At 58.8% G+C, this 26231-nt stretch carries 26 protein-coding genes and 1 tRNA gene; 8 read left to right on the forward strand and 19 right to left on the reverse strand.

The features are described 5' to 3' along the window. Positions 1-89: 89 nt before the first annotated feature. The 5 genes from ACQZ63_RS06340 to ACQZ63_RS06360 all read left to right on the forward strand — a co-directional run bounded on the left by ACQZ63_RS06340 (position 90) and on the right by ACQZ63_RS06360 (position 4552). Positions 90-860, forward strand: a complete 771-nt coding sequence (locus ACQZ63_RS06340; RefSeq protein ID WP_113555617.1) for an SURF1 family protein — start codon at positions 90-92, stop codon at positions 858-860. Positions 861-974: 114 nt separating this feature from the next. Beyond that, a complete protein-coding gene (locus ACQZ63_RS06345) occupies positions 975-2195 on the forward strand; it encodes a phosphopentomutase (protein ID WP_113555618.1) in 1221 nt (406 codons plus the stop codon). After that, the gene (locus tag ACQZ63_RS06350) at positions 2192-3169 is read left to right on the forward strand and encodes an adenosine deaminase (protein WP_111782909.1); all 978 of its coding nucleotides are present in this window, start codon (positions 2192-2194) and stop codon (positions 3167-3169) included. The genes ACQZ63_RS06345 and ACQZ63_RS06350 overlap by 4 nt, the downstream gene beginning before the upstream one ends. Positions 3170-3265: 96 nt before the next feature. Beyond that, positions 3266-3895 carry a uracil phosphoribosyltransferase gene (gene upp / locus ACQZ63_RS06355; RefSeq protein WP_003493096.1) on the forward strand — a complete coding sequence of 210 codons (630 nt, stop codon included), beginning with the start codon at positions 3266-3268 and terminating at the stop codon, positions 3893-3895. Between the two features lie 135 nt (positions 3896-4030). After that, positions 4031-4552, forward strand: a complete 522-nt coding sequence (locus ACQZ63_RS06360; protein ID WP_111804238.1) for a TIGR02281 family clan AA aspartic protease — start codon at positions 4031-4033, stop codon at positions 4550-4552. Here ACQZ63_RS06360 and deoA read toward each other — a convergent pair. From deoA to ACQZ63_RS06410, 10 genes are all read right to left on the reverse strand, one after another. Beyond that, entirely contained in the window at positions 4545-5861 is a 1317-nt protein-coding gene (deoA, locus tag ACQZ63_RS06365; protein WP_448799104.1) for a thymidine phosphorylase, read from the reverse strand. The two genes, ACQZ63_RS06360 and deoA, sit on opposite strands and share 8 nt — an antisense overlap. Next, positions 5858-6631 (reverse strand): deoxyribose-phosphate aldolase, encoded by a 774-nt coding sequence (gene deoC / locus ACQZ63_RS06370; RefSeq protein ID WP_113555620.1) that lies wholly within the window; start codon positions 6629-6631, stop codon positions 5858-5860. The genes deoA and deoC overlap by 4 nt, the downstream gene beginning before the upstream one ends. Before the next feature lie 2 nt (positions 6632-6633). Then, the gene (locus tag ACQZ63_RS06375) at positions 6634-7434 is read right to left on the reverse strand and encodes a purine-nucleoside phosphorylase (protein WP_003514406.1); all 801 of its coding nucleotides are present in this window, start codon (positions 7432-7434) and stop codon (positions 6634-6636) included. Beyond that, the gene (locus ACQZ63_RS06380) at positions 7434-7823 is read right to left on the reverse strand and encodes a cytidine deaminase (protein WP_019564546.1); all 390 of its coding nucleotides are present in this window, start codon (positions 7821-7823) and stop codon (positions 7434-7436) included. The genes ACQZ63_RS06375 and ACQZ63_RS06380 overlap by 1 nt, the downstream gene beginning before the upstream one ends. A 19-nt stretch (positions 7824-7842) precedes the next feature. Next, positions 7843-8814: an ABC transporter permease gene (locus ACQZ63_RS06385; RefSeq protein ID WP_003514401.1), complete on the reverse strand. Its 972-nt coding sequence runs from the start codon at positions 8812-8814 to the stop codon at positions 7843-7845. Positions 8815-8820: 6 nt separating this feature from the next. Then, positions 8821-9924: an ABC transporter permease gene (locus ACQZ63_RS06390; protein WP_003514397.1), complete on the reverse strand. Its 1104-nt coding sequence runs from the start codon at positions 9922-9924 to the stop codon at positions 8821-8823. 7 nt (positions 9925-9931) lie between these two features. Then, entirely contained in the window at positions 9932-11437 is a 1506-nt protein-coding gene (locus ACQZ63_RS06395; RefSeq protein WP_003514394.1) for an ABC transporter ATP-binding protein, read from the reverse strand. A gap of 83 nt (positions 11438-11520) precedes the next feature. Beyond that, a complete protein-coding gene (locus ACQZ63_RS06400) occupies positions 11521-12513 on the reverse strand; it encodes a BMP family lipoprotein (protein ID WP_003514392.1) in 993 nt (330 codons plus the stop codon). Positions 12514-12727: 214 nt separating this feature from the next. Then, the gene (gene msrA, locus ACQZ63_RS06405) at positions 12728-13378 is read right to left on the reverse strand and encodes a peptide-methionine (S)-S-oxide reductase MsrA (RefSeq protein WP_448799105.1); all 651 of its coding nucleotides are present in this window, start codon (positions 13376-13378) and stop codon (positions 12728-12730) included. 75 nt (positions 13379-13453) lie between these two features. Continuing rightward, positions 13454-13771, reverse strand: a complete 318-nt coding sequence (locus ACQZ63_RS06410; protein WP_013635245.1) for a hypothetical protein — start codon at positions 13769-13771, stop codon at positions 13454-13456. A 220-nt stretch (positions 13772-13991) separates the two neighbouring features. Between ACQZ63_RS06410 and ACQZ63_RS06415 the strand changes: the two genes are divergently transcribed. From ACQZ63_RS06415 to dnaJ, 3 genes are all read left to right on the forward strand, one after another. Continuing rightward, positions 13992-14081, forward strand: a tRNA-Ser gene (locus ACQZ63_RS06415). Positions 14082-14368: 287 nt separating this feature from the next. After that, positions 14369-16270 carry a molecular chaperone DnaK gene (gene dnaK / locus ACQZ63_RS06420; RefSeq protein ID WP_003514373.1) on the forward strand — a complete coding sequence of 634 codons (1902 nt, stop codon included), beginning with the start codon at positions 14369-14371 and terminating at the stop codon, positions 16268-16270. Between the two features lie 90 nt (positions 16271-16360). Beyond that, a complete protein-coding gene (gene dnaJ / locus ACQZ63_RS06425) occupies positions 16361-17494 on the forward strand; it encodes a molecular chaperone DnaJ (protein WP_003514371.1) in 1134 nt (377 codons plus the stop codon). A 67-nt stretch (positions 17495-17561) separates the two neighbouring features. On the opposite strand, the gene ACQZ63_RS06430 is transcribed toward dnaJ, so the two are convergent. From ACQZ63_RS06430 to ACQZ63_RS06470, 9 genes are all read right to left on the reverse strand, one after another. After that, on the reverse strand, positions 17562-18113 hold the full coding sequence (locus ACQZ63_RS06430; protein WP_113555622.1) for a DUF924 family protein: 552 nt from the start codon (positions 18111-18113) through the stop codon (positions 17562-17564). 13 nt (positions 18114-18126) lie between these two features. Next, positions 18127-18339, reverse strand: coding sequence for a SlyX family protein (locus tag ACQZ63_RS06435; RefSeq protein ID WP_113555658.1), 213 nt, complete (start codon positions 18337-18339; stop codon positions 18127-18129). 153 nt (positions 18340-18492) lie between these two features. Beyond that, complete coding sequence (locus ACQZ63_RS06440) at positions 18493-19998, reverse strand: tripartite tricarboxylate transporter permease (protein ID WP_013635241.1); 1506 nt, start codon at positions 19996-19998, stop codon at positions 18493-18495. A gap of 9 nt (positions 19999-20007) precedes the next feature. Continuing rightward, positions 20008-20469: a tripartite tricarboxylate transporter TctB family protein gene (locus ACQZ63_RS06445; protein ID WP_003514354.1), complete on the reverse strand. Its 462-nt coding sequence runs from the start codon at positions 20467-20469 to the stop codon at positions 20008-20010. 100 nt (positions 20470-20569) lie between these two features. After that, positions 20570-21553: a tripartite tricarboxylate transporter substrate-binding protein gene (locus ACQZ63_RS06450; protein WP_113555623.1), complete on the reverse strand. Its 984-nt coding sequence runs from the start codon at positions 21551-21553 to the stop codon at positions 20570-20572. A gap of 197 nt (positions 21554-21750) precedes the next feature. Further along, positions 21751-23097, reverse strand: coding sequence for a sigma-54-dependent transcriptional regulator (locus ACQZ63_RS06455; protein WP_003514350.1), 1347 nt, complete (start codon positions 23095-23097; stop codon positions 21751-21753). Then, positions 23094-24947 (reverse strand): sensor histidine kinase, encoded by a 1854-nt coding sequence (locus ACQZ63_RS06460; RefSeq protein WP_083211587.1) that lies wholly within the window; start codon positions 24945-24947, stop codon positions 23094-23096. The genes ACQZ63_RS06455 and ACQZ63_RS06460 overlap by 4 nt, the downstream gene beginning before the upstream one ends. Before the next feature lie 134 nt (positions 24948-25081). Next, entirely contained in the window at positions 25082-25267 is a 186-nt protein-coding gene (gene rpmF / locus ACQZ63_RS06465; protein WP_003514347.1) for a 50S ribosomal protein L32, read from the reverse strand. Between the two features lie 193 nt (positions 25268-25460). After that, positions 25461-26180 carry a DUF1868 domain-containing protein gene (locus ACQZ63_RS06470; RefSeq protein WP_113555624.1) on the reverse strand — a complete coding sequence of 240 codons (720 nt, stop codon included), beginning with the start codon at positions 26178-26180 and terminating at the stop codon, positions 25461-25463. Positions 26181-26231 lie beyond the last annotated feature (51 nt).

The following is a 26231-nucleotide window of genomic DNA, read 5'->3' on the forward strand; positions in this document are numbered from 1 at the left end:
TTATGGGGTTATTTGCTGGAAGACCCGGATGCCGACGGCCGACAGTGTTGCCGCAGCAAACCGCATGGCCTTGCAAGGACTGTGAAACCATGACCGATCCGTCGACAACCGCCCCGCACACGCGACGCATCCGCCCCGCAGCAATCGTCGTCCTGCTTCTGACTATTGTACTGACAGGCTTCCTGCTGGCGCTTGGAACATGGCAGGTTCAACGCCTCTTGTGGAAGCTCGATCTCATCGAACGCGTCGAAGCTCGCGCCCATGCCGCACCTGTGGATGCACCGGCAGCCCGCGAATGGCCGGCCCTTGCCGATCCCGCAGAGTATGAATATCGCCGCGTGAAACTGTCCGGCACCTTCCTCAACGACAAGGAGGTCCAGGTCTATACGGTCAGCGATCTCGGCCCCGGCTACTGGGTGATGACGCCGCTGAGACGCGATGACGGATCGAATATCATCGTCAATCGTGGCTTCGTGCCTTCCGACAAACGCGATCCATCCTCGCGCCGCGAAGGGGAACCAACCGGGCAGGTCGAGATCGTCGGGCTGATGCGCGCGCCAGAAACCGGCGGGCTTTTCCTTCGAACCAACGATCCGGCAAATCGGCGCTGGTACTCCCGCAATATCCCGCAGATATCGCAGGCATCCGGCCTTTCCGGCGTGGCGCCCTTTTATGTCGATGCCGATGCGACGCCCAATCCGGGTGGCCTACCGGTCGGCGGCAAGACCATGCTCACCTTCCCCAACAACCACCTGTCCTACGCCATCACATGGTACATTCTGGCGGCCATGGTAATTGCCGCTGGATGGTATGTGCTGCGCAATCTCAACGCGCCGAAATCGAAACGGGAAGAGGATTGAACAGCCGGTTTTACCGGATGGTTCATAAAATCACTTCCTTCTTCACGTTTTGCTGATCTATAACGAGAGTTCGGCCTGACATTGCCCGTCGGCGCATTTTCGTTTCGGTGAGTTATGGCAAGAGCATTTCTTCTCGTTCTGGATTCCTTCGGTGTCGGCGGTGCGCCTGACGCGGAGCATTATGGCGACCTCGGCGCCAATACGCTCGGTCATATCGCCGAATTCTGCGCGGCAGGTGCTGCCGACAGGCCGGGCCTTCGGGCGGGTCCGCTGAAGCTGCCCAACATGTCTTCGCTTGGTCTTCTGGAGATTGCACGACAATCAAGCGGCGACATTCCCGCCGGCATGGAACCGCCGGAGCGTATTTTCGGCCTGCATGGCTCTGCCAGCGAAATATCGAAGGGCAAGGATACGCCCTCAGGCCATTGGGAGATCGCGGGCACGCCCGTCACCTTCGACTGGGGCTACTTCCCGACAGAGGGCGACGCCTTTTCTCCCGAACTGGTGGAAGCCATCTGCACGCAAGCGGATATTCCAGGCATTCTCGGCAATTGCCACGCTTCCGGCACCGAGATCATCGCGAAGTTTGGCGAAGAGCATATCAGGAGCGGCAAGCCGATCTGCTACACCTCATCCGATTCCGTGTTCCAGATCGCAGCGCACGAGACCCATTTCGGATTGCAGCGGCTCGTCACGCTCTGCGAGACGGTGCGCAAGCTGCTCGATCCGCTGAATATCGGCCGTGTCATTGCCCGTCCCTTCATCGGCGAGACGGTCGCAACCTTCGAACGCACCGGCAACCGCCGCGACTTCTCCGTTCCGCCGCCCGAACCGACGTTGCTCGACCGCCTTGTGGAGGCTGGCAGGAAAGTGCACGCGATCGGCAAGATCGGCGATATCTATGCTCACAAGGGTGTGTCGCGCATCGTCAAGGCAAATGGCAACAGCGCCCTGATGGATGCAACGCTGCACGCTATTGACGAAGCCGAAAACGGCGATCTTGTCTTCACCAATTTCGTCGATTTCGACATGCTCTACGGCCATCGCCGCGATGTTGCCGGTTATGCGGCGGCGCTTGAAGCCTTCGATGCGCGCATTCCGGAAATCCATCGCAAAATGGCGCCGGGCGACATCGCCATTCTTACCGCTGACCATGGTTGCGATCCCACATGGCGGGGCACGGACCATACACGGGAAAGAGTGCCGATCATGGCATTCGGGCCTGGCATCCGCTCACGCGATGTCGGCATTCGTTCAAGCTACGCCGACATCGGCGAAAGCATCGCCCACCATCTAGGTATCGAGGCCGGTGCGCACGGCAGGAGCTTCATTTGACATCGCATTTGCTGAAAGCGGAAATTCACTGCCACCTGGAAGGTGCGGCACCCCCTGCCCTCGTCGCAAAACAGGCTGAGAAATACGGCATAGACACCAGTAGCTTTCTGCGCGACGGCCAGTACGTCTGGTCGGATTTTGCGCAATTCATCCAGTGCTACGATGCGGTGGCGCAGGTGTTCAAGACCGATGAGGACTATGCGGTTCTGACGCAAACCTATCTGACCGAACTTGCCGAGGCCAATACGATCTATAGCGAGCTCATCATCTCGCCCGATCATGGCGACCGCATCGGGCTCGGCGCTGACGCCTATCTCTCCGGTATCGCCGAGGGCATCCGGATCGCGAAAGAAAAGACCGGTATCGAAACCCGCATCATCGTGACCGGCGAGCGGCATTTCGGTCCTGAACGGGTCATTGCGGCGGCTGAATATGCAGCACGGACGAAACACCCGCTGGTGACCGGTTTCAACATGGCGGGCGAGGAGCGCATGGGCCGCGTCGCCGATTATGCACGCGCCTTCGACATTGCCCGCGATGCCGGCCTTGGGCTGACCATCCATGCGGGTGAGGTCTGCGGACCGGAAAGCGTCGTCGATGCGCTCGACCTCGTAAAGCCGTCGCGCATCGGCCATGGCGTGCGCGCCATCGAAGACGCCGCTCTCGTCGCCCGGCTGGTTGAGGCGGGAACAGTGCTTGAGGTCTGCCCCGGATCAAATATCGCGCTCAACGTTTATCCCGATTTCGGCAGCCATCCGCTGAGGGCGTTGCGCGATGCCGGGGTGCGCGTCTGCATCAGTTCCGACGATCCGCCATTCTTCTTTACCTCGCTTGCCCGGGAATATGCGCTGGCTGCGGATGCTTTCGGTTTCAGCGATGCCGAGATCAACTGCATGACCCGAACCGCACTGGAAAGCGCCTTTGTGGATGAAGTCACACGCGCCCGGCTGCTTGCGAAACTCGATAGCCACTAGGCATCGGTTGGCGGGGTAAAACCGCGAAGAAGGCTTGCGAAAAGCCTGCTTTCGGTGAATTACAGGGGCACAGGATAAAAAAGGAAGGCCAGTTTCATGGACGGCGTCACAGTCATCGAACATCCGCTGGTGCGGCACAAACTTACCATCATGCGCAAGAAGGAAACCTCGACAGCCGGCTTCCGCCGCCTGCTCAGGGAAATCTCGACGCTGCTCTGCTATGAAGTGACGCGCGACCTTGAAATGACGATGGAAACCATCGATACGCCGCTCGAAACCATCGAGGCTCCGGTGCTGGAGGGCAAGAAGCTGGTTTTCGCCTCCATCCTGCGTGCCGGCAACGGCCTTCTGGAAGGCATGCTCGAACTCGTGCCTTCGGCGCGTGTTGCGCATATCGGTGTGTATCGCGATCACGATACGCTGGAGGCGGTCGAATATTACTTCAAGGCTCCCGAAAGCCTCGATGCCCGCCTTATCATCGTCGTCGATCCAATGCTGGCGACCGGCAATTCCTCCATCGCTGCGGTTGAAAAGCTGAAAGAGCGGGGCGCGAAGAACATCCGCTTCCTGTGTCTGCTGGCTGCACCCGAAGGCATCAAGAATTTCCGTGAAGCGCATCCCGATGTGCCGATCTATACTGCCGCAATCGACAAGCAGCTGAATGAAAAGGGTTATATCGTTCCCGGCCTCGGCGATGCGGGCGACCGCATGTACGGCACGAAATAACACCGTTCATCATCGCTTAACCGTTTGAGCCATTCGCCGACCAACAAGCGGCGAATGGCTTTTTTCTTTTAAGATTTCAGCACGTTTTGCGTCTATTCTGCATAGGGATAACCCTGCCTTCTCAGGAGCGACGACTTGCTGGCGCGTACGATTTTTCTGCTTATCGGTCTTTCGGTCAGCGCCACGCAGATTCCGGCGCTGGTGGAAAAATTTCAGCCGCGCCCGGAAGCCACGGTGGAAAAAGCCGAAGTCAAATCGGAAGCCGTCAAACCGGAGCCCGTTTCGCTTGGTGGCGTCAATCTGAAAGCGGACGCACGCGGCCACTTCAACGCCGCCTTCCGTATCAACGGTAAATCTTTCGACGGGCTTGTCGATACCGGCGCCTCCATGGTTGCCATCAATGAGACGATCGCCCGGCGGCTCGGTTTCGGCGTCAACAGCCTCGATTTCAAATATCCGATCTCAACCGCCAACGGCCAGACCATGGCGGCCTATCTGAAGCTCGACCGGGTGGAAATCGGCACGATCCGCGTTCAGAATGTCGACGCCATGGTGCTGAAAGATAATGCGTTGAGCAACATGCTTGTTGGCATGAGCTTCCTGAAACAACTATCGTCATTCAAGGTATCGGGTGGCGAAATGAGGCTGGTCAGGTAATTCGCTCGAGGACCACAGTGCTGGTTTCCATCGCAGTGTCAGCAACCCCATAGCAGGCCGTAATCCTTTTGACGGCAAGTTCCGCTTCTTGCTTAGAGGCCGCATGGACGCAGGCGATTGGTTCGCCTTTTTCCACTTTTGTGCCAAGCGGCAGGATATCGGAGATCCCGACCGAGGGGTCGATCTTGTCTGACGGCATTCTTCTGCCGCCGCCAAGCTCGACAACGACCATGCCGAGATCGCGCGTCGCACAGGATGCCAGCCAGCCGCTGCGCTCAGCCGAAACCGGGAGAATGACCGGCGCCGATGGCAGGTAACGCGATGGATGATCGACAAAGTCCGCAGGCCCGCCAAGTGCTGCGACCATTTTCGCAAAGACTTCCATGGCACGCCCGGAGGAAAGGGCGGCCTCAGCCAGCGCCTCGCCTTCATCCAGAGTGGCCGCGCTGCCCGCTTGCACCAGCATTTCCGCAGCAAAGGCAAGAACCACCTTTTCGAGACGCGTTCCCGCCTTGCGGCCAGCCAGAAAGTCCAGGCAATTGACGATTTCGACCGCATTGCCTGCGGCATCGCCAAGCGGCTGGTTCATGTCGGTTATAAGAGCCGCCGTCGGCAGGCCTGCGCCATTTGCCACATCGACCAGCGCGACGGCGAGATTACGGGCATCCTCCACACTCTGCATGAAAGCGCCGTTGCCGACCTTCACATCCAGAACCAGCGTCTGAAGTCCGGCCGCAAGCTTCTTAGACAGAATGGAGGCGGTGATCAACGGGATGGAATCCACCGTCGCGGTCACGTCCCTGATAGCATAGAGGCGCTTGTCTGCGGGGGCGAGATCGCCCGTCTGGCCGATGATGGCACAGCCGACCGTCTTGACCGTCCGGCGGAACAGGGCTTCGTCCGGCATCACATCGTAACCGGGGATCGCTTCCAGCTTGTCTAGCGTGCCGCCGGTATGGCCAAGACCCCTGCCGGAAATCATCGGCACCGCAAGACCGCAGGCGGCAACGATCGGGGCGAGCATCAGGGAGACATTGTCGCCGACGCCGCCGGTCGAGTGCTTGTCCGCCACCGTCCTGCCAATATCGTTCCAGGACAGGACATCGCCGCTGTCGCGCATGGCGAGTGTCAGCGCCACCATCTCGTCGCGGTTCATACCCCGGAAAAACACCGCCATGGCAAAAGCAGCTGCCTGGCCTTCCGATATGCCGTCCTTGGACAGCGCCTCGATAAAAGCGGCAATCTCCTGCGGCGCAAGAGACAGGCCATCACGTTTGCGGCGGATGATTTCCTGCGGGATCAAGCTCAATACCCGCTGGCGGCCTTGGCCGGTTCGCCACCGGCCAGCACGTTCAGGACATCATCGAGAACGCCGGAAGCGCCGAAGCGGAACGTGGACGGCATGGCCCAGTCGGGCGCCATGATTGTTTCCGCCAGCCGCAGATAAAGCGTGGCGTCTTCCACCGTGCCGACACCGCCGGCAGGCTTGAAGCCCACCTTCTGCCTGCTGTCGCGGATCGCCTGCAACATGATATCGGCGGCTTCCAGCGTGGCGTTGATGGCGACCTTGCCTGTTGAGGTCTTGATGAAATCGGCCCCTTCGGCAATGGCGAGTTCGGAAGCACGACGAATGAGAGCCTTGTCCTTCAGCTCGCCGGTTTCGAGAATGACCTTGAGAAGAACGGGTGCGACGCAGACCTTGCGTACGGCAGCCACCATCTCGGAAACAGCCGTTTCATCGCCTGCTATGAACTTACGATAGGGGATGACCAGATCGATTTCGTCGGCACCGTCGCGGATAGCTGCCTCGGTCTCCGCCACCACGGTCGCAACATCCAGATCGCCCGAAGGAAAATTGACGACCGTGGCGATACGGATCGCATGGTCTTTTCCGAAAGCGGCACGCGCCTGCGCGACGAAACGCGGCCAGATGCAGATCGCGGCGGTATTGCCGTATTCGGTATGAGCCCTATGGCACAAAGCAGCAATCTGCTCGGGCGTGCAGTCTTCCTTGAGGTTGGTCAGGTCCAGCAAGGATAGTGTCAGGGCAGCCGCTTCGCGCGGACGCTGGAGTTCCATGGTCACGCTCCTCCTGCGATCATTTCTTTCAAGATGGCGGCAAGCCTCTTGCCGCCTACCGGAGCCATGTCCTTGGTTTCCTCATGGCTCAGTTCAGCGCCAGTCATGCCGGCACCGTAATTGGTAATAACCGATGCGGCGGCAACGCGCATCCCGAAAAAGCGGGCGAGGATGACTTCCGGCACGGTGGACATGCCGACGGCATCCGCACCCAGCAGCCGCGCCATGCGGATTTCCGCCGGCGTTTCGAAGCTCGGGCCGGAAAACCACATATAGACGCCGCCGAACAAGGGCACCGTCGCGCGGATCGCGGCATTACGCATGGCGAGCATCAGGTCCGGATCATAAGCCGTGGTCATGCCGACGAAGCGGTTGTCGCTCTCTTCGCCAATCAGCGGGTTCATGCCGGAATAATTGATATGATCGGTGATCTGCATGACCGAGCCGGGCGGTATGTCCTGCCTGACCGAGCCTGCAGAATTGGTGAGGATGAGCGACTGCACGCCAAGACCGGCGAGCGCCTCAATGACCGCGCGCATGGCGGCCGGATCGCCTTTTTCGTAATAGTGCACCCGGCCGGACAGCATCATCACCGGCTCGCCACCGAGATATCCGGCCACCAACTCGCCCGCATGGCCAGAAACGCCGCTTGCAGGGAAACCGGGAAGTTCGGCATAGGGCACGCGGATCGCATCGCTGACCTCGTCCACCAGCGACCCCAGGCCTGAGCCCAGCACGATGGCGATGCGCGGCATCAGGCCATTCAGACGCTCCACCAGAATATCGATCAGCGTATCCGGCATCAGGGCAGCTCGGTCTTGAAGCTGAAAGGCAAAAGTTCATCCATGGTCATGACCTTCTGAACACCGGTTTCGTCACAGAGATAGACCTTGGTGTCTGGCGAGGCGAATTCGGCGATCTTCTGCCGGCAGCCGCCGCAGGGCGGGCAAAGAGCAAGCTTTTCCGCGATGACGGCGATCTCGCTTATCTTCTTTGCTCCACCCATGATCATGGCGCTGATGGCCGAAGGCTCGGCGCACCAACCTTGAGGGAAGGAGAGGTTCTCGATATTGGCGCCCTTGTAGATTTTGCCGTCCTCAGCGCGGATTGCCGCACCGACAGGGAATTTCGAATAGGGCGCATGGGCAAAGGCCATGGCCTCCACCGCTGCCTCGAACAACTGATGGGACATTGGTTCACGGGACATGGATTTAACGCTCCTTCGCATAGGCAACGCCACCGGCCTTGGGGGGCTTGGCGACGCCGATGAAACCGGCAAGCAGGATGCAGGTCAGAATATAGGGCATTGCCTGGAAAATCTGCACCGGCACTTCACCGATACCCGGCACGGATTTGCCCTGCATGAAGTTGGCGAAAGCATCCAGGAAACCGAAGAGCAGGCATGCGAACATGACCGGCACCGGCTTCCATTTCGCGAAGATCAGCGCGGCGAGTGCGATATAGCCCTTACCGGCCGACATGTTGGCGATGAAGGCCGCCGATTGCGCAACGGCGAGATAGGCGCCCGAAAAACCGCAGAGGAAGCCGGCAACGATGACGGCGCGGTAACGCATCCATGTCACCGAAATGCCCGCCGTATCGACCGCGCCCGGATTTTCACCCACCGCGCGCAGGCGAAGGCCGAAACGGGTGCGGTAAAGCACCCACCAGGACAGCGGCACCGCCAGAAAGGCGAGATAGGTCAGGATATTGTTGCCGGAAATGACATTGGCGTAGAGCGGGCCGATGAAAGGCACTTCGCGCATCGCATCCGCACCAGGCAGGATGATCGGTGCGAAACGGCCTTCGCCCGGCAATTGCGGCGTGCGCCCGCCCTGCCCGAACCACGCCTGCCCCAGAACCACCGTCAGACCGGCGGCAATGAAGTTAAGCGCCACGCCCGACACGATCTGGTTGCCGCGATTTGTGATGACGGCAAAGCCGTGGATCAGCGAAAACAGGATGGAGACGGCAATGCCCGCAAGCAGGCCGGCCCAGGGATTTGCGGTGAGATAGGCGACACAAGCCGAAGCAAAGGCTGCCGCCAGCATCTTGCCTTCAAGGCCGATATCGAACACGCCCGCGCGTTCGGAAAACAGCCCGGCAAGCGCCGTGAACAGAAGCGGGATGGTGAGACGGACGGTCGAGCCGAGAATGCTGACCAGCATATCGAAGAAATCCATATCAGCTCACCCCTTTGCCAAGCGCTGGTAGATGCGGACGATCGCCGGCCGGTACATATATTCGAGCGCGCCGGCAAACAGGATAACCAGACCCTGGATGACGACGATCATCTCACGGGTAATATTCGGCATCTCGAAAGAGAGATCTGCACCACCCTGATAGAGAATGCCGAACAACAGCGCCGAAAACAGGATGCCGAGCGGGTGGCTTCGCCCCATCAGCGAGACGGCGATGCCGACGAAACCCGCACCGCCGACAAATTCCACCTGCAAGCGGGCGGACGCGCCCATGACCGGGTTCAGCGCCATCATACCTGCCAGACCGCCGGAAATGAGCATGGCGATGATGACGGTGCGCGCATAGGGAATGCCGGCATAGACGGCGGCCGAGGGGCTGACGCCGAGCGTGCGCATCTCATAACCGAGCTTAGTGCGCCAGATCAGCACCCAGACGAGAAAACACATGACCAGTGCAATGATGAAGGAGACGTTGAACGGCGCCGGCCCGAGCTTCAGGCCGAACAGCGCCATCAGCCAGTCGAGCTTCGGCAATTGCCCACCTGGCAGAAAGGTGCGCGTTTCCGGCGCCATCTTGCCCGGCACGATCAGCACGTTCACCAGCAGATAGACCATCAACGCCGCAGCGATGAAGTTGAACATGATGGTGGTTATGACGACGTGGCTACCGCGTTTTGCCTGCAGCCATGCCGGAATAAACGCCCAGGCCGCGCCGAAAACCGCAGCGCCGATGATGGCGAAGGGCATCGTCACATACCACGGCACATAACGGTCGAGCGCCAGCGCCACCAACGCCGCGCCCAATCCACCAATATAGGCCTGACCTTCAGAACCGATGTTGAACAGACCGGCATGGAAGGCGACCGCCACAGAGAGGCCGGTGAAGATGAAACTCGTCGTATAAAACAGCGTGAAGCCGATGGCATCGCCACGGCCTAGCGCCCCTTCGATGAGCAGGCGAAGCGCCGCGAGCGGATTTTCACCGATCGACCAGACGACGAGGCCGGAAATCAGAAATGCGGTAACTACATTTAAAAACGGCAGGAGGCCGTAGGTGATCCAGTTTGGCAGGGGTACGGAAGCGGTGCTCATTCATGCCTCATGCGGCGATGCCGGCCATCATCAGGCCCAGCGTCTGTTCTTCGGCTTCCGCCGTTTTTTCTCCAACGACACGCCCGGCGAACATGACCATGATCCGGTCCGAAAGGGAACGGATTTCATCGAGTTCGACCGAAACCAGCAAGATCGCCTTGCCGGCATCGCGCATTTCGATGATGCGGCGATGGATGAATTCGATGGCGCCGATATCCACACCGCGGGTCGGCTGGCCGATGATCAGCATCTTGGGGTCACGCTCGATTTCGCGGGCAACGACGATCTTCTGCTGGTTGCCGCCGGAAAAATTGGCGGTCTTCAGCTGCGGGTTCGGCGGGCGGATATCGTATTTCTCGATCTTTTCGACCGCATCCTTGCGGATGGCCTCGGGGTTGAGGAAAGGGCCTTTGCCGTATCGCTCGTCATGGTGATAGCCGAGGATGGAATTTTCATATTCCTCGAATTTCAGCACCAGCCCCATATGGTGCCGGTCTTCCGGAATATGTGCGAGACCGAGTTCGCGCAGAATGGACGGATCGGGTCGATCAACCTTCTGCCCGGCCACCCATATCTCTCCCGAGTAAGGCTTGCGGATGCCCGCGATCGCTTCGAGAAGTTCGGACTGGCCATTGCCGGCCACACCGGCGATGCCGACGATTTCGCCGGCGCGGACATCCAGCGAGACATCGTCCACCATGGTGACGCCGCGGCTGTCCTTGACGGTCAGATTACGGATGGAAAGGAGAACCTCGCCCGGCGTCGTCTCGCCTTTTTCCACCCGTAGCAGCACGCGACGGCCGACCATCAGTTCGGCCAGTTCCTCAACGCTGGTTTCGGAGGTTTTGCGGGTCGCCACCATTTCGCCGCGGCGCATGACGGAGACGGAATCCGTGATCGCCATGATCTCGCGCAGCTTGTGGGTGATGAGGATGACGGTTTTGCCCTGCTCACGCAGGACACCGAGGATCTTGAAAAGATGATCGGCTTCCGCAGGCGTGAGAACGCCGGTCGGCTCATCGAGGATCAGGATTTCGGCGCCACGATACATGGCTTTCAGGATTTCGACGCGCTGTTGCAGGCCGACCGGCAGTTCTTCGATCACAGCATCCGGATCGACTTCCAGCCCGTAGTCGTCTTCAAGGCGCTTCAACTCCTTGCGCGCAGCCGCCCTGCCCTTGGCAAGCGATGCGCCGCCTTCCGCGCCCAGCATGACGTTTTCCAGCACGGTGAAATTTTCCACCAGCATGAAATGCTGATGGACCATGCCGATGCCAGCACTGATCGCAGCCTGGCTGTCGCGGATCGATACCGGCGCGCCGTTTACCCGGATTTCACCGGCATCAGCCTGGTAAAAACCGTAGAGGATCGACATCAGGGTCGATTTTCCGGCACCGTTTTCCCCGATGATGCCGTGGATCGTACCCTTGGCAACGGTCAGGTTGATATTCTTATTGGCGTGAACGGCACCGAATTTTTTATCGATGCCCACGAGTTCGATTGCTGGGTCCATACTCAAACCGAAACCTCTCCGAAGGCTGGATATGAAAAGGGCGCAAGGTGAAAAATCACCATGCGCCCCAGACACATATCATATCATTTCGGGCAGGAATTGTCCGCCATGTAGTCATGAACCTTGATGGTGCCGGCAATGATGTCGGCCTTCGCCTTGTCCACGGCGGCGGTCATTTCCGGCGTGATCAGGGCCTTGTTGTTGTCGTCGAGAGCATAGGCCACGCCGTCTTCCTTGACGCCGAGAGCAACGATGCCGGGGGTGAACTTGTCGTCCTTGGCATCCTTGTAGGCGTTGTAGACAGCCAGATCGACGCGCTTGACCATCGAGGTCAGAACCGAGCCGGGGTGCAGGTGGTTCTGGTTGGAATCGACGCCGATCGAGAATTTCTTGTTGTCGGCAGCGGTCTGCAACACGCCGATACCGGTCGCACCGGCTGCCGCGTAGATCACGTCAGCGCCCTGGTCGATCTGGTTCTTGGTCAGTTCGCCACCGCGCACCGGATCATTCCAGGCCGCACCCGTGGTGCCGGTCATGTTCTGGAAGACTTCGATCTTGTCGTTGGCAGCCTTGGCGCCCTGCGCATAACCACAGGCGAATTTACGGATCAGCGGAATATCCATGCCGCCGATGAAGCCGACCTTACCGGTCTTGGAGGCCATGCCTGCCAGAAGACCGACGAGATAAGAGCCTTCGTGCTCCTTGTAGACGACCGAGCGGACATTCGGCAGCTCGACGACGGAATCGACGATGACGAACTTGGTGTCAGGGAATTCGGCTGCAACCTTTTCCATGGCCGACGTCCAGGCGAAGGACACGGCAACAACCGGGTTAAAGCCCTTGCTGGCGAAGTTGCGGATAGCCTGCTCGCCCTGCGTATCGCTGGTCGGTTCAAAATCGCGGAACTCGATGCCCGTTTCTGCCTTGAACTTCTCAGCGCCAGCCGCGGCGGCTTCGTTGAACGACTTGTCGAACTTGCCGCCCGTACCATAAACCAATGCCGGCTTGATATCGGCAGCAAGCGCGGAAGCCGACATGGCGGCGAGCGCAAAAAGCGTCAGAAGGGATTTTTTCATTGTGCAGCCCTGTTGTTGCAATTGATATTTTAAGGGTCCTCCCGCAAACCCGTTGACCGGGAATGTCTGCGGAACCGCCAGCCGTTATCCCGGCTGTGCTTGGCTCATATCCTTGCATGGCTCAATGAAAAATTCATCCGGTTTTTTTGACCCGGTGGAAAAACTTTATTCTGGCGTTTTTTTGGTCTTTCCACCTGGGCAACGTGCAAAAAATCTAGCCGATATTGCAGCTTACGCCGGTTCCCCTGAGGCCGCAGTAGCCGCCCGGATTCTTGGCAAGATATTGCTGGTGATAGTCTTCCGCGTAATAAAATGTTTCAAGCGGTCCAATTTCGGTGGTGATGGCGCGGCCATGCCCCGCCTCGTCCAAAGCCTGCTGAAAAGTGTCGCGCGCCTTCTGCGCCTGCTGCAACTGGCCTTCGGTATTGGCATAGATGGCGGAACGATAGGTCGTGCCGACGTCGTTGCCCTGCCGCATCCCTTGCGTCGGATCATGCTCCTCGAAGAATATCTTAAGCAGGCCTGACAGCGAGATGACGGCTGGATCGTAGACGACCTTGACCACTTCGGCGTGGCCCGTCTGGCCCGTCGTCGTCTCCTGATAGGTGGGATTGCGGGTAAAACCGCCGGCATAACCCACCGCCGTCACCCACACACCCGGCGTCTGCCAGAACAGGCGCTCCGCACCCCAGAAGCAACCCATACCCAGATAGATGATTTCCAAACCATCGGGATAAGGCCCCTTCAAGGGCCGGCCATTGACGAAATGGGTCTCGGGCACGGCAAGCGCCTCTTCCCGGCCGGGCAAAGCCGTATCTTCGGTCGGCATCGTCGTCTTTTTTGAAAGCGTATCGAACAGGAACATTCGGTCCTCCGTGCGGCCGATTATGCCGCTTCTCAGGGTTCACATCTGCGGGGCGCGCGCTGTCAGTTGATAAATTCAGACTGACGAACGCCTCATCACTTTGCGCTTCCTGTAACCGGCCATCCAGCAAAGCAGGGATAGCGCGAGGAAAAAAGCAAATGCCGGCAGTCCCGACAGGGCATTTTCAATGAAGCGCCACGCTTCAGGGTGAATATAGTGAGCCAAGGCCGTTTCCACCATGGTGCGCGAGGCAGGAAGAAGATAGTTCCAGACGGACAGGATGCCGGTGATATTGACCGAGGATGTGGAAACCGAGCGGATCGAATCGAGTACGCCAAGAAAAACAGCTGCAATGAGAAGAAGAAAGCTCAAAAACCGCAAAAAAGCTTTCATCAGGATACCTCGGTTGCGGCCCGTCGTTTCGACAGCCATGTTTTGAAAGATATATTGCATCGATAAAGGCGGGAAAACCGGTTTGCAATCGCATCGGAAGGCAGGAAATTGCCGACAATTCAAAAAACTGTCAGATTCGTGTTGATCCCAGCGAATTCATCGGTATATATCGCGCCGTTCCAGTGATTTGCATTCCTCAAAACATGCAGATTTGAAAAAAGGACAGGTGGCCGAGTGGTTTAAGGCGCACGCCTGGAACGCGTGTGTGCGTGAAAGCGTACCGTGGGTTCGAATCCCACCCTGTCCGCCATTTCACCTCACCTCAATGACTTTATAAACGCGCCTCCGCATCGCCATGACCGTGGCAGTCAAAGTCACGTTTTTGCCCTTCTGCATGCCTTGATGGCTATGCTTCTGCACAGACAGGGGTTTCATCCGCTTTTTTGCAGCGCTTCACCCTCTCTTGCGCCTTGCAGCAGGAAAAATCGCTCCTTATATACGCCGCATAACAGCAGCGAATACTGCAAATCCAAGTCAAGGAGTTGTCCATGGAATGCCTCACGGGGTTCCGACAGCTCGCTTCAAGGAGAGAAGAGCATGGCAAAAGTAATCGGTATCGACCTTGGCACAACCAATTCCTGCGTTGCAGTGATGGACGGCAAGGACACGAAAGTTATTGAAAACGCGGAAGGCGCGCGCACTACGCCATCCATGGTGGCATTTTCCGACGATGGCGAACGCCTTGTCGGCCAGCCGGCCAAGCGCCAGGCGGTCACCAACCCGACCAACACCCTGTTTGCGGTCAAGCGCCTCATTGGTCGCCGTTATGAAGACCCGACCGTCGAAAAGGACAAGGCTCTCGTTCCCTTTGAAATCGTCAAGGGCGACAATGGCGACGCATGGGTGAAGGCTCAGGACAAGAACTATTCCCCTTCGCAGATTTCCGCGATGATCCTTCAGAAGATGAAGGAAACGGCTGAATCCTATCTCGGCGAAAAGGTCGAGAAGGCCGTCATCACCGTTCCGGCATACTTTAACGACGCCCAGCGCCAGGCCACCAAGGATGCCGGCCGCATTGCCGGTCTGGACGTCCTGCGCATCATCAACGAGCCGACCGCAGCAGCCCTCGCTTACGGCCTCGACAAGAAGGACGGCAAGACCATCGCCGTTTACGACCTTGGCGGCGGCACCTTCGATATTTCCGTTCTGGAAATCGGCGACGGCGTTTTCGAAGTGAAGTCCACCAACGGCGATACCTTCCTCGGCGGTGAAGACTTCGACATGCGTCTGGTCGAATATCTGGCCGGCGAGTTCAAGAAGGATCAGGGCATCGACCTGAAGAACGACAAGCTCGCTCTGCAGCGCCTCAAGGAAGCTGCCGAAAAGGCCAAGATCGAACTTTCGTCCTCGCAGCAGACCGAAATCAACCTGCCGTTCATCACGGCTGATGCTTCCGGTCCGAAGCACCTGACGCTGAAGCTGACCCGCGCCAAGTTCGAAAGCCTGGTGGACGATCTGGTGCAGCGCACCGTCGCCCCTTGCAAGGCTGCCCTCAAGGATGCCGGCGTTACCGCTGCCGAGATCGATGAAGTCGTTCTCGTTGGTGGCATGAGCCGCATGCCGAAGGTACAGGAAGTCGTCAAGCAGCTGTTCGGCAAGGAGCCGCACAAGGGCGTGAATCCTGATGAAGTGGTTGCCATGGGCGCCGCCATTCAGGCCGGCGTTCTGCAGGGCGACGTCAAGGACGTTCTGCTTCTCGACGTGACCCCGCTGTCGCTCGGCATCGAAACGCTGGGTGGCGTCTTCACCCGTCTGATCGATCGCAACACGACGATCCCGACGAAGAAGAGCCAGACCTTCTCGACCGCCGAAGACAGCCAGTCGGCCGTGACGATCCGTGTCTCGCAGGGCGAGCGCGAAATGGCACAGGATAACAAGCTGCTCGGCCAGTTCGACCTCGTCGGCCTGCCGCCGGCACCCCGCGGCGTTCCGCAGATCGAAGTGACCTTCGATATTGACGCCAACGGCATCGTGCAGGTTTCGGCGAAAGACAAGGGCACCGGCAAGGAACAGCAGATCCGTATCCAGGCTTCCGGTGGTCTTTCCGACGCCGACATCGAGAAGATGGTCAAGGACGCTGAAGCCAATGCCGAAGCCGACAAGAAGCGTCGTGCGGGTGTCGAAGCCAAGAACCAAGCCGAAAGCCTCGTTCACTCCACCGAGAAATCGGTGAAGGAATATGGCGACAAGGTTTCCGAAACCGACCGCAAGGCCATCGAAGATGCCATTGCCAGCCTGAAGACGGCCGTTGAGGCTTCCGAACCGGATGCCGACGACATTCAGGCAAAGACCCAGACCCTCATGGAAGTTTCCATGAAGCTCGGTCAGGCCATCTACGAAGCGCAGCAGGCTGAAGCCGGCGCTAACGGAGAAGGCGGCAAGGACGACGTCGTCGACGCCGACTATGAGGAAATCAAGGACGACAAGAAGTCCGCGTAATCGCGTGGCTTCCCGTCTCCTGTCGATACATGCAAGACATCCGGCTGCCGAAGTGCAGCCGGAAATCCATTTGCGAGGCTTGTTATCTTAATGGCGAAAGCAGACTTTTACGAAACACTCGGCGTCAGCAAGACCGCGGACGAAAAAGAGCTGAAAAGCGCCTTCCGCAAACTCGCGATGAAATACCATCCGGACAAGAACCCGGATGATGCTGATTCCGAACGGAAGTTCAAGGAAATCAACGAAGCCTATGAAACGCTGAAGGACCCGCAAAAACGCGCGGCCTATGACCGCTTTGGCCACGCCGCCTTTGAAAATGGCGGCATGGGCGGCGGTGGTATGGGCGGCGGCGGTTTCGCCAATGGCGGCTTCTCGGATATCTTCGAAGACATCTTCGGCGAGATGATGGGCGGCGGACGCGCACGCCGCTCTTCCGGCGGTCGCGAGCGCGGCGCCGACCTTCGCTACAACATGGAAATCACGCTGGAAGAAGCCTTTGCCGGCAAGACGGCGCAGATCAGGGTTCCAACCTCGATAACCTGCGATGTCTGTTCCGGTTCCGGCGCAAAACCCGGCACGCAACCCAAAACCTGCGGCACCTGTCAGGGTTCCGGCCGCGTGCGCGCAGCCCAGGGCTTCTTCTCGGTAGAACGCACCTGCCCCACCTGCCACGGGCGTGGACAGACGATTTCCGATCCGTGCAGCAAGTGCCACGGCCAGGGCCGCGTGACGGAAGAGCGTTCGCTTTCGGTCAACATTCCCTCGGGTATCGAGGATGGCACCCGCATTCGCCTGCAGGGCGAAGGCGAAGCCGGCATGCGTGGTGGCCCGGCGGGCGATCTCTACATCTTCCTGTCCGTGCGTCCGCATGAGTTCTTCCAGCGGGACGGTGCCGATCTCTATTGCACCGTGCCGATCTCCATGACGACGGCCGCTCTTGGCGGCACCTTCGATGTGACGACGCTCGACGGCACGAAGTCTCGCGTCACGGTTCCGGAAGGCACCCAGCCAGGCAAGCAGTTCCGCCTGAAGGGTAAGGGCATGCCGGTGCTGCGTTCGGCGCAGACTGGCGATCTCTACATCCAGATCCAGATCGAGACACCGCAAAAGCTCAGCAAGCGCCAGCGCGAGCTGTTGCAGGAGTTCGAGCAACTCTCGTCCCAGGAGAATAATCCGGAATCGACCGGCTTCTTTGCCCGGATGAAGGAATTCTTCGACGGCTGATCTGCGGCCGTTACCTACGAAAAAAAGCGCCGCCGTCTTTCGGGACTGGCGGCGTTTTTCTTTCATATCAGCCAGTAAAACCGCCCGCATCAAGATATTGCCGTTCCTCGGGCGTCGTTTCCCGCAGCAATATGTCGTTGCGATGCGGAAAGCGACCAAAACGCGCGACGATATCGCGATGCTCTTCGGCATGGTGGAGATAAAGCCCGCCAAGCGGCCGGTTGAGCGTGCAGGCACGCTCCTGATCCTCGATGCTTTCCGAATGGGAAAAGGGCAGATAGAAAAAGACCCGCAAATCCTCGGTCACCGCCTGATCGTGGCCGCGATGGATGGCCTCGCTGGCGAACATGCGTGCCAGCGGATCGGTGGCATACATATGCGCTGTCTCGCGAAAGCAGTTACGCGGGAACTGATCCAGCAGAAGCATCAGCGCGAGGCTGCTTTCCGCACCGTCCAGCCAGCCATCCAATTCGCGCCTTGCAGCGGCAAAATGGGCATCGCGGAAACGGTCATGAAAGTGATCGTCGAAGGCGGCGTCCTTGTCGAACCATTTGTCCGGTCCTGCCTTCTTCCAGAAATCCACAATTTCGGCGGCAAGTGCGGCTGTATCGCTCGTCATGGGGTCTCCCTCATCAATAATGCGGCGGCCGGGTGATTGCGGGCGCGTCCAGCGACTGCTCCTCGAGGCTCAGGAACCTTTCCGTCAACCGGTCGAGCTTGGCGCGGGTCTGTTCCAGCACCTTCCACTGTTCCGTCAGCTGGTCGGACAGTTCCTCTATAGTCTTGGCCTGATGCGCGATCGTTTCCTCAAGCGCAATGATCCGTTTTTCGGTTTCCGACGTCATATCGACCTCTCTTTCCCGCCCTTCCTTGGCCCTAAAAAGCTTCAAGTCAACCATATGCCGCTTCGGTGAACCGGATTCCTCACAGCGATCCCATCAACGCAGAAACGCCGGCGACATTTCCATCACCGGCGTTCCGAATATTTCGAGACCTGCTCAGTCTTCTTCTACGAAAACCTCTTCGCGCTTTTTCTTCACGCTGGGCAGGAAGACAATGATCAGCACGGCCAGAGCAATAAACAGCAGGGTAGCGCTGATCGGTCGGGTGACGAAGGTCGTCGGATCGCCACGTGACAGGATCATGGCGCGTCGCAGGTTTTCCTCCAGCAGCGGCCCAAGCACGAAGCCCAGCAGCAGCGGCGCCGGCTCGCAGCGCAGCTTCACGAGCACATAACCAATGAAGCCGAAGAAGGCGACGGCGTAGAGATCGAAGACGTTGGAATTAACGCTGTAAACCCCGATGGCGCAGAAGGCCATGATGATGGGGAAAAGCACGTAATAAGGCACCGTCAGCAGCTTCACCCAAAGCCCGATCAGGGGCAGGTTGAGGATGACGAGCATCAGATTGCCAATCCACATCGAGGCGATGATGCCCCAGAAAAGCGCCGGCTGCTCGGTCGCAACGTTCGGGCCGGGCACGATGCCCTGAATGATCATCGCACCGATCATCAGCGCCATCACCGGGTTTGCAGGAATACCGAGCGTCAGAAGCGGGATGAACGATGTCTGGGCACCGGCATTATTGGCGGATTCCGGACCGGCAACACCGGCGACCGCACCGTGTCCAAACTCCTCAGGATGCTTGGAGACGCGTTTTTCGACGGTGTAGGATGCGAAGGCAGCGAGAATTGCACCGCCGCCGGGCAGGATGCCCAGTGCCGAACCGATGACCGTACCGCGCAGCACCGGGCCGACCATGGCCTTGAAGTCTTCCTTCGACGGCATCAGGCTGCTGACCTTGGCGATCAGCACCGAGCGCGTGCGCTCGTTTTCGAGATTGCGCAGGATTTCGGCGATACCGAATACACCCACGGCCACCGCAACGAAATTCAGCCCATCGGCATATTCACGGATGCCGAGAGTGAAGCGCGGCGCGCCGCTGTAGATATCCGTACCGACCAGACCAAGCAGCAGGCCAAGCACGACCATGGCCAGCGCCTTGACGATGGAACCATGGGCAAGCGCGATGGATGAGACAAGGCCGACGACCATCAGCGAGAAATATTCCGCCGCGCCGAATTCCAGCGCAATCGCCGTCAAAGGCGGTGCAAAGACTGCCACGAGAAAGGTGGAAACCGTGCCGGCGAAAAACGAGCCGATGGCGGCAATCGCAAGTGCGGCACCCGCCTTGCCCTTGCGCGCCATCTGGTAGCCGTCAATGGCGGTAACGGCGGATGAGGATTCCCCCGGCATGTTGATGAGGATCGCCGTGGTGGAGCCGCCATATTGCGCGCCGTAATAGATGCCTGCGAGCATGATGAGCGATGAGACGGGCTCAAGCTGAAAGGTGATCGGCAACAGCATGGCGATGGTTGCGGTTGCGCCGATGCCCGGCAGCACGCCAATCAGCGTGCCGAGCAGCACGCCAATCAGGCAGAAAAACAGGTTTGCCAGCGACGTGGCCGTGACGAAACCGAGAGCAAGATTATCAAGCAATTCCATTACGGCACCTCAAAATTTAAGCCAGGGGCCGAAGCGCTGGAATGGCAGGCCGAGACCATAATTGAACACAGCAACGGAAAAGACCGTGATGGCGGCGGAAATAATGACGGCCATGAGCGGGCTCATCTTGTGCGAGGCGAAGGCTGCGATAAGGGCGCTGAAAAAAAGCGCCGGTACGAAACCGAGCCCCCGGACCGTGAAACCGAAAAAGATCGGCGCGGGCAGGATGAAAAAAATCCCCCGCCAGGCGATTGCACCGAGGGCATCGCCCTGCACACGGGTGGCGCGAATGAATATCACCCCGCCAAGCAGGATCAGCACGATTGCCAGAACAAGCGGAAAATAACCCGGCCCCATGCGGAAGGCGGTTCCGATATCCAGCCCGAAAGACTGCAACGCGAAAAAAGCGCCAAAACCGATGAAAATTGCCCCACAGGCTGCCTCGGCAGGGTCAATGAAAAACGACTTCATGAAAGATGCCCCTCCACTGCGGCCGGCTACACACCGTTCCGCGCGTTAAATTGACGGCAAGAAGCCGGCGGCAGGGTGCCGCCGGCAATTGCTTCAACCATCAGTCGGCATATTGGCCGGCGCCCTCGATCACAGGCTTCCAGCGGGCGATTTCGCTTTCAAGCTTGGTCTTGAGCGCTGCGGGCGTCGCATCGGCTTCCGGGGAAGGTGTGGTGCCAAGTTCGGCAAAACGGGCCGCCACGTTCTTGTCCTTCAGCGCGACCTGCAGCGACTTGGAGAGCTTTTCGTTGATCTCAGCCGGTGTACCCTTCGGCGTGTAGATACCGTGCCAGATACCCACCTCAAGCTTCGGCAGGCCCGATTCGGCAACTGTCGGTACGTCCGGCAGCACGTCGAGCCGTTTGGCCGAGGTTACGGCATAGGCTTTAACGGTCCCGCCCTGGATTTGCTTGGTGGTGTTGGTGGTCTGGTCGCACATGATATCGACCTGTCCGCCGAGCAGGTCGGTCATGGCCGGGCCTGTGCCCTTGTAGGGAACAGTGACCAGCGGTGTCTCGATCGCGCTCATGAACAACATGCCGCACAGATGCGAAGCAGCACCGATGCCGGCATTGGCAACGGTGACCTTGTCCTTGTTCGCCTTAGCGTAGTCGATCAGACCCTTGAGATCCTTGGCCTCGAGCGTCTTGCGCGACAGAATGGTCATCGGCACTTCCGTGACCAGACCGACATATTCGAAAGCGTTCAGGGTATCATAGGCGAGCTTGCGATAAAGCGTAGCGCTCGTCGCCATGCCGATGTGATGCAGCAGAACGGTGTAACCGTCCGGATCCGACGCCGCCACGCGGCCAGCGCCCAGCGTGCCACCAGCGCCGCCGACATTTTCGACGATGATCTGCTGGCCGAGATCCTTCGACATGGATTCAGCGACAAGACGCGCGACCGTATCTGTCGGGCCACCGGCGGCAAAGGGCACGACCATGGTGATGTTGCGCTCGGGGTAGTTCTGAGCGGATGCAGAAAGCGCAAAAAGGGAAACGGCAGCGGCGGCAGCAAGGCCGGTAACTGTCTTCAGTATTTTCATCGATTCCTCCCGGATGAAAATGTTCGCCACTTCAGCCGCGCATGCTCCTCCATGGCGACCGGGGTGAGCCATTTGCGATCCGGGATTGCCGTTCAGCAACGGCGGTCTTGCGGCAAGGCGCGCTTTTATCGCCATCATGGGCAGCAATGGGTGGATTTCTACCCATACGGGCTCATCCATGGGTGGAAATCCACCCATTACACCTCGGTCATGTGCCGGTGCAGCTCATATTTCTGCATTTTTTCGTAAAGCGTTTTGCGTGAAATGCCGAGGCTCTCATAGACGGATTTCAGATTTCCGCCGTGGGCGGCGATCGCGCGCGCAATAAGGCTTTTTTCATAAGCGGCGACCCTTGCGGCAAGGGCCGCCTTGCCATCGCCCTCAAATGGCAGCGAGGTTTCGGAGACATCGCTTTCCAGACCGAGAACGAAACGGTCCGCCGCATTGCGCAATTCCCGGACATTGCCCGGCCACTCACGCAGGGAAATGACTGAGAGCAGATGCTGCGGAACGTCCATATCTTCCCGACCGTAACGGGCAGCAGCCTCCCGCACCAGATGCAGGAAAAGCAGCGGTATGTCGGCACTGCGCTGCGAGAGGGACGGCACGAGAATCGTCGCCACGTTCAGGCGGTAGAGAAGATCGGCACGGAACCGCCCTGCCGCGACTTCCTGCTCCAGATCGACCTTGCTGGTGGCGATGAAGCGGACGTCGAGCTCGACTGTTTCATTGGAGCCAAGACGGGTGATCACCCGTTCCTGCAACACGCGCAGGAACCGGCCCTGCAATTCAAAGGGCATGGAGCCGATCTCGTCCAGCAATATGGTGCCGCCGCGGGCATGCTCGAACTTGCCGTAGCGCGGGCGCAGCGCGCCGGGAAAAGCGCCAGCCTCGTGGCCGAACAGCTCGCTTTCGATCAGCGTTTGCGGAAGGGCGGCACAATTGATGGCGACAAAGGGCCGGTTGGCTCTGGCGCTGATATCGTGAAGTGCGCGCGCCACCACTTCCTTGCCCGCACCGGTATCGCCGACAATGAGCGTATCGGCATCGGTCGCACCGATGGCGCGAATGCGGTATCGCAGATCGACCATGACCTGGGTTCTGCCGGGCAGACGCGTTTCGAGATCGTCATGCTTGCCCGCCACCGCCTTCAGGCGGCGATTTTCCAGCACCAGCGCCCGCCGGTCGTTGGCTCTTTTTATGATGCCGGCGAGATATTGCGGGGTGAAGGGCTTTTCGATGAAATCATAAGCACCGTTGCGCATGGCATTGACGGCAAGCTGCACATCGCCATGGCCCGTCATCAGGATGACAGGTATTTCCGGGTCAAGTTCCCGCACCTTCTGCAGCAGTGTCATGCCATCCATGCCGGGCATCCTGATATCGCTGACCACGACGCCATCGAAGCTGTAGCCGATGAGTTCAAGCGCATGTTCGGCGCTTGCCAGCATGGTGACCGCAAAACCGGAAAGTTCCAGCGCCTGCGCGGTGGAAAAACGCAGTTCCTCCTCGTCATCAATCAACAGAACCCGCGACATGGTCATTCCGCCGCCACCTCCACACGATAGGCTGCTGCCGGTAATTCGATCTCGAATTCCGCGCCGCCGTCTTCATGGTTTCTGACACGCAGTTGGCCGCCAAAATCCTTGATGATGTTGTAGGTGATGGAAAGGCCGAGACCGAGGCCACGGCCCACGCCCTTGGTGGTGAAGAAGGGATCGAAGATGCGCTCCGAAATCGCCGGAGGAACGCCCGGACCTCGGTCACGAATGAAAATCGAAACCGTCTGACCGTGCAGCACGGCCTTCAGAGCGATGCGACGATCCTCGCGCCCTTCCACCGCATCGGCGGCATTGGAGATGATGTTGACCAGCACCTGCTGCAGCCGCACCGGCCCGGCCTTCACCGCAAGCGGCACCGGACCAAGATCAACATCCAGCACCGCATCGGCGGCCTTCAGCCGTGCTCCAACAATTTCCAGCGTATCGCGAAGGACAGCATCGAGCGCGACCGCAGCCATTTTCTCATTGGGTTTGCGGGCAAAATTTCTCAGATGCCTGCTGATAGAAGCCATGCGATCGATAAGGCCCGAAATACGCCTGAGGTTTTCCGTCACCTCTTCCAGACGTCCACGTTCCACGAGAAGAGAGGCGTTTTCCGCATAATTCTTGGCGGCTGCGAGCGGCTGGTTGAACTCGTGCGAAAGTGCTGCCGACATTTGTCCGAGCGCTGCAAGCTTGCCCGCCTGAACCAGGTCATTCTGCATCTTGCGCAATTGTTTCTCCGTCTGGCGGCGCTCGGCGATTTCGTGTTCGATCTCACGGTTCACCCGCGCGAGATCGGCTGTGCGCTCCTCCACCCGCCGCTCCAGCTCCGCCTGAGCTTCGGCCTGGTGGGTCAGGCGTTCACGCAGGCGCCGCCGTCTTTGCAGCATGGCGGCGACCACGGCAGCGGCAAGACACAGGCAGAGGATGATCGCGATCATCGCCGTCTTGACCTGCGTCCTGAGTGAGCCGGTATCCATCAGCACGCTGACCGTCCAGCCCGCGTCGGGCATCGGCTGCGACAGGACGAGATATTCCCGGTCACCGTCGTTCTGGCTGATCGTCATCAACTGATGAGAGCCGAAATTGCCGTTTTTCAGCGGCAGTTCCTTCAGGTCGGCATTGGCGTAACGCCGGGATGCCGCCGTGCGCGCAAGCCTTTCCGGTGTCAGCGGCATCAGGCCGGAATAAAGCCACTGCGGCGTTCCGGTCATGAAGATGATGCCTTCCGGGTCCGATACGAGAATGCGGTTTTCACCATCGCCGAACGACGCCTCTATGCCTTCAATATCGACCTTGAAGACGATGACGCCCTTGATCTCCTCGTTGAAGAGAATAGGCGCGGAAAAATAATAACCGCGCTTGTGGGAGGTGGTGCCTAGCGCAAAGAAACGCGACGGGAAGCCCTTGGCGGCATCCTGAAAATAGGGACGGTAGCTGAAATTCTCACCGACGAAGCTCGTGGGTCCATCATAGTTACTGGCGGCGATGGTCACTCCGTCCAGCGTGATGATGTAGATGTCGGAGGATTCCAGCAATGTATTGATGGATTTGAGATAGATATTGGCGCGCTGGCGCATCGCCTCATCCTGCGGATGCGCGACAAGCTCCTCAATGTCGTCGTGATCGGCGATCAGGGCGGGCAGCGGCTCGAAACGGCTCAAAAGCCCGCCAAGAGCCGAGACGGCCAGCCTGAGGGTGGTGCGGCCCTGATCGGAGACTTCGCCGAAATAGCTTTCCGCAATGATGCCGCTGCCCTTGGTCACGGCGCCGTAACCGAGGCCGAGGCTGAGCAGCGTCAATAAAATCCAGCGATATTTCACCGAAGCGCCCCTCCCCGTTGCAGGCATCAGACCTGCTCTCCCGAACAGAGTGTAGGAGGAGTGATCGGATTTTCCAAGTAACCGAAAAAAGCAGCTAAACGACCTGAAAACAAAAAACCGGCCACGAGGGCCGGTTTTCCGTAAAGATTATTTCAGAAAGCTTATGCGCTTTCCTTCGGCGTCAGAACCTGACGACCGCGATACATACCGGTCTTCAGATCGATATGGTGCGGACGGCGCAGTTCGCCGGAGTTCTTGTCTTCAACGTAGGTCGAAGCCTTGAGACCGTCAGCCGAGCGGCGCATGCCGCGCTTGGACGGGCTTGTTTTTCTTTTTGGTACAGCCATTTTTGTTACTCCACTTTAGCGGCGAAACAACGTAACCGGCCATAACCAAAGGCCGAATGTCGGGTGTCTCGATATCGGAAATTTGGCGCGCTTATACATGCCCAAACGGGCTTTGACCAGCCCTGACGCGCATTTTTTCCGATTAAGCCGGTTTGCTGCGACGGACGGGCGGCAGGCCTTTGCAAATCATGCTTCACTTCCTATCAAAAACCACGAGTTCCCTAAAGTGGTTCATGTCCCTGAATTCACAGAAAGCTGGCGCGCGCATCTCGATTATCGGCGCTGCCGCACGCAGTTTTTCCAGCTCTTCATCCAGCATCGCCTGCCATCGCGGCAGGCACTCCGGATCGAACCAGCGCGTGACATAAGCCAGCGTAATATGGAATTGATAGGTGTCGTGATCGGGATGCCGATAACCGAAAGCTTCGGCAAATGTATCCCGCCACAGCGCAATGATCCGGTCGTCTTCGGCGCTGGCACCCTTCAGCACCAGCCCCGTCGGCTTGAGACCAGTCACCTGCATATTGAAACCAGGCAGGCCCGGAAAATCCGCCAGACGATCGCAATAATAATCCGTCATCGTGTCGATCGGGGTATCGAGTGGCATATCTTCCGGCCAGTAGGGAAATGCACGGCGATATTCGATAATGCCCTGAAATACCGTCATATGCAGGCTGGAAACCGGCGTGAAGGCGAGCTGCGATGCCTCGGGCATATCCAGAAGACGCTGGCGTGTCCCGATGATTGCGCTTTCGGCTTTCGACCCTTCAACGAGATGGCACACCACGGTATTGCCCGGCTCGAGCAGGAATTCACCATCCGTATTATAGCGGCGACCCAGATGGCGCGGCGGCTGATAGTGGCTGGCAGCGGAAAAAGATTCCAGATCTTTTGAAACGAGCGGGGCGTGCATGGGGAACTCCTTTTGAGACGTTTCCCCTAATCTGCGCACGCAACAAACCAA

Source organism: Agrobacterium sp. CG160-95 (assembly GCF_053521725.1).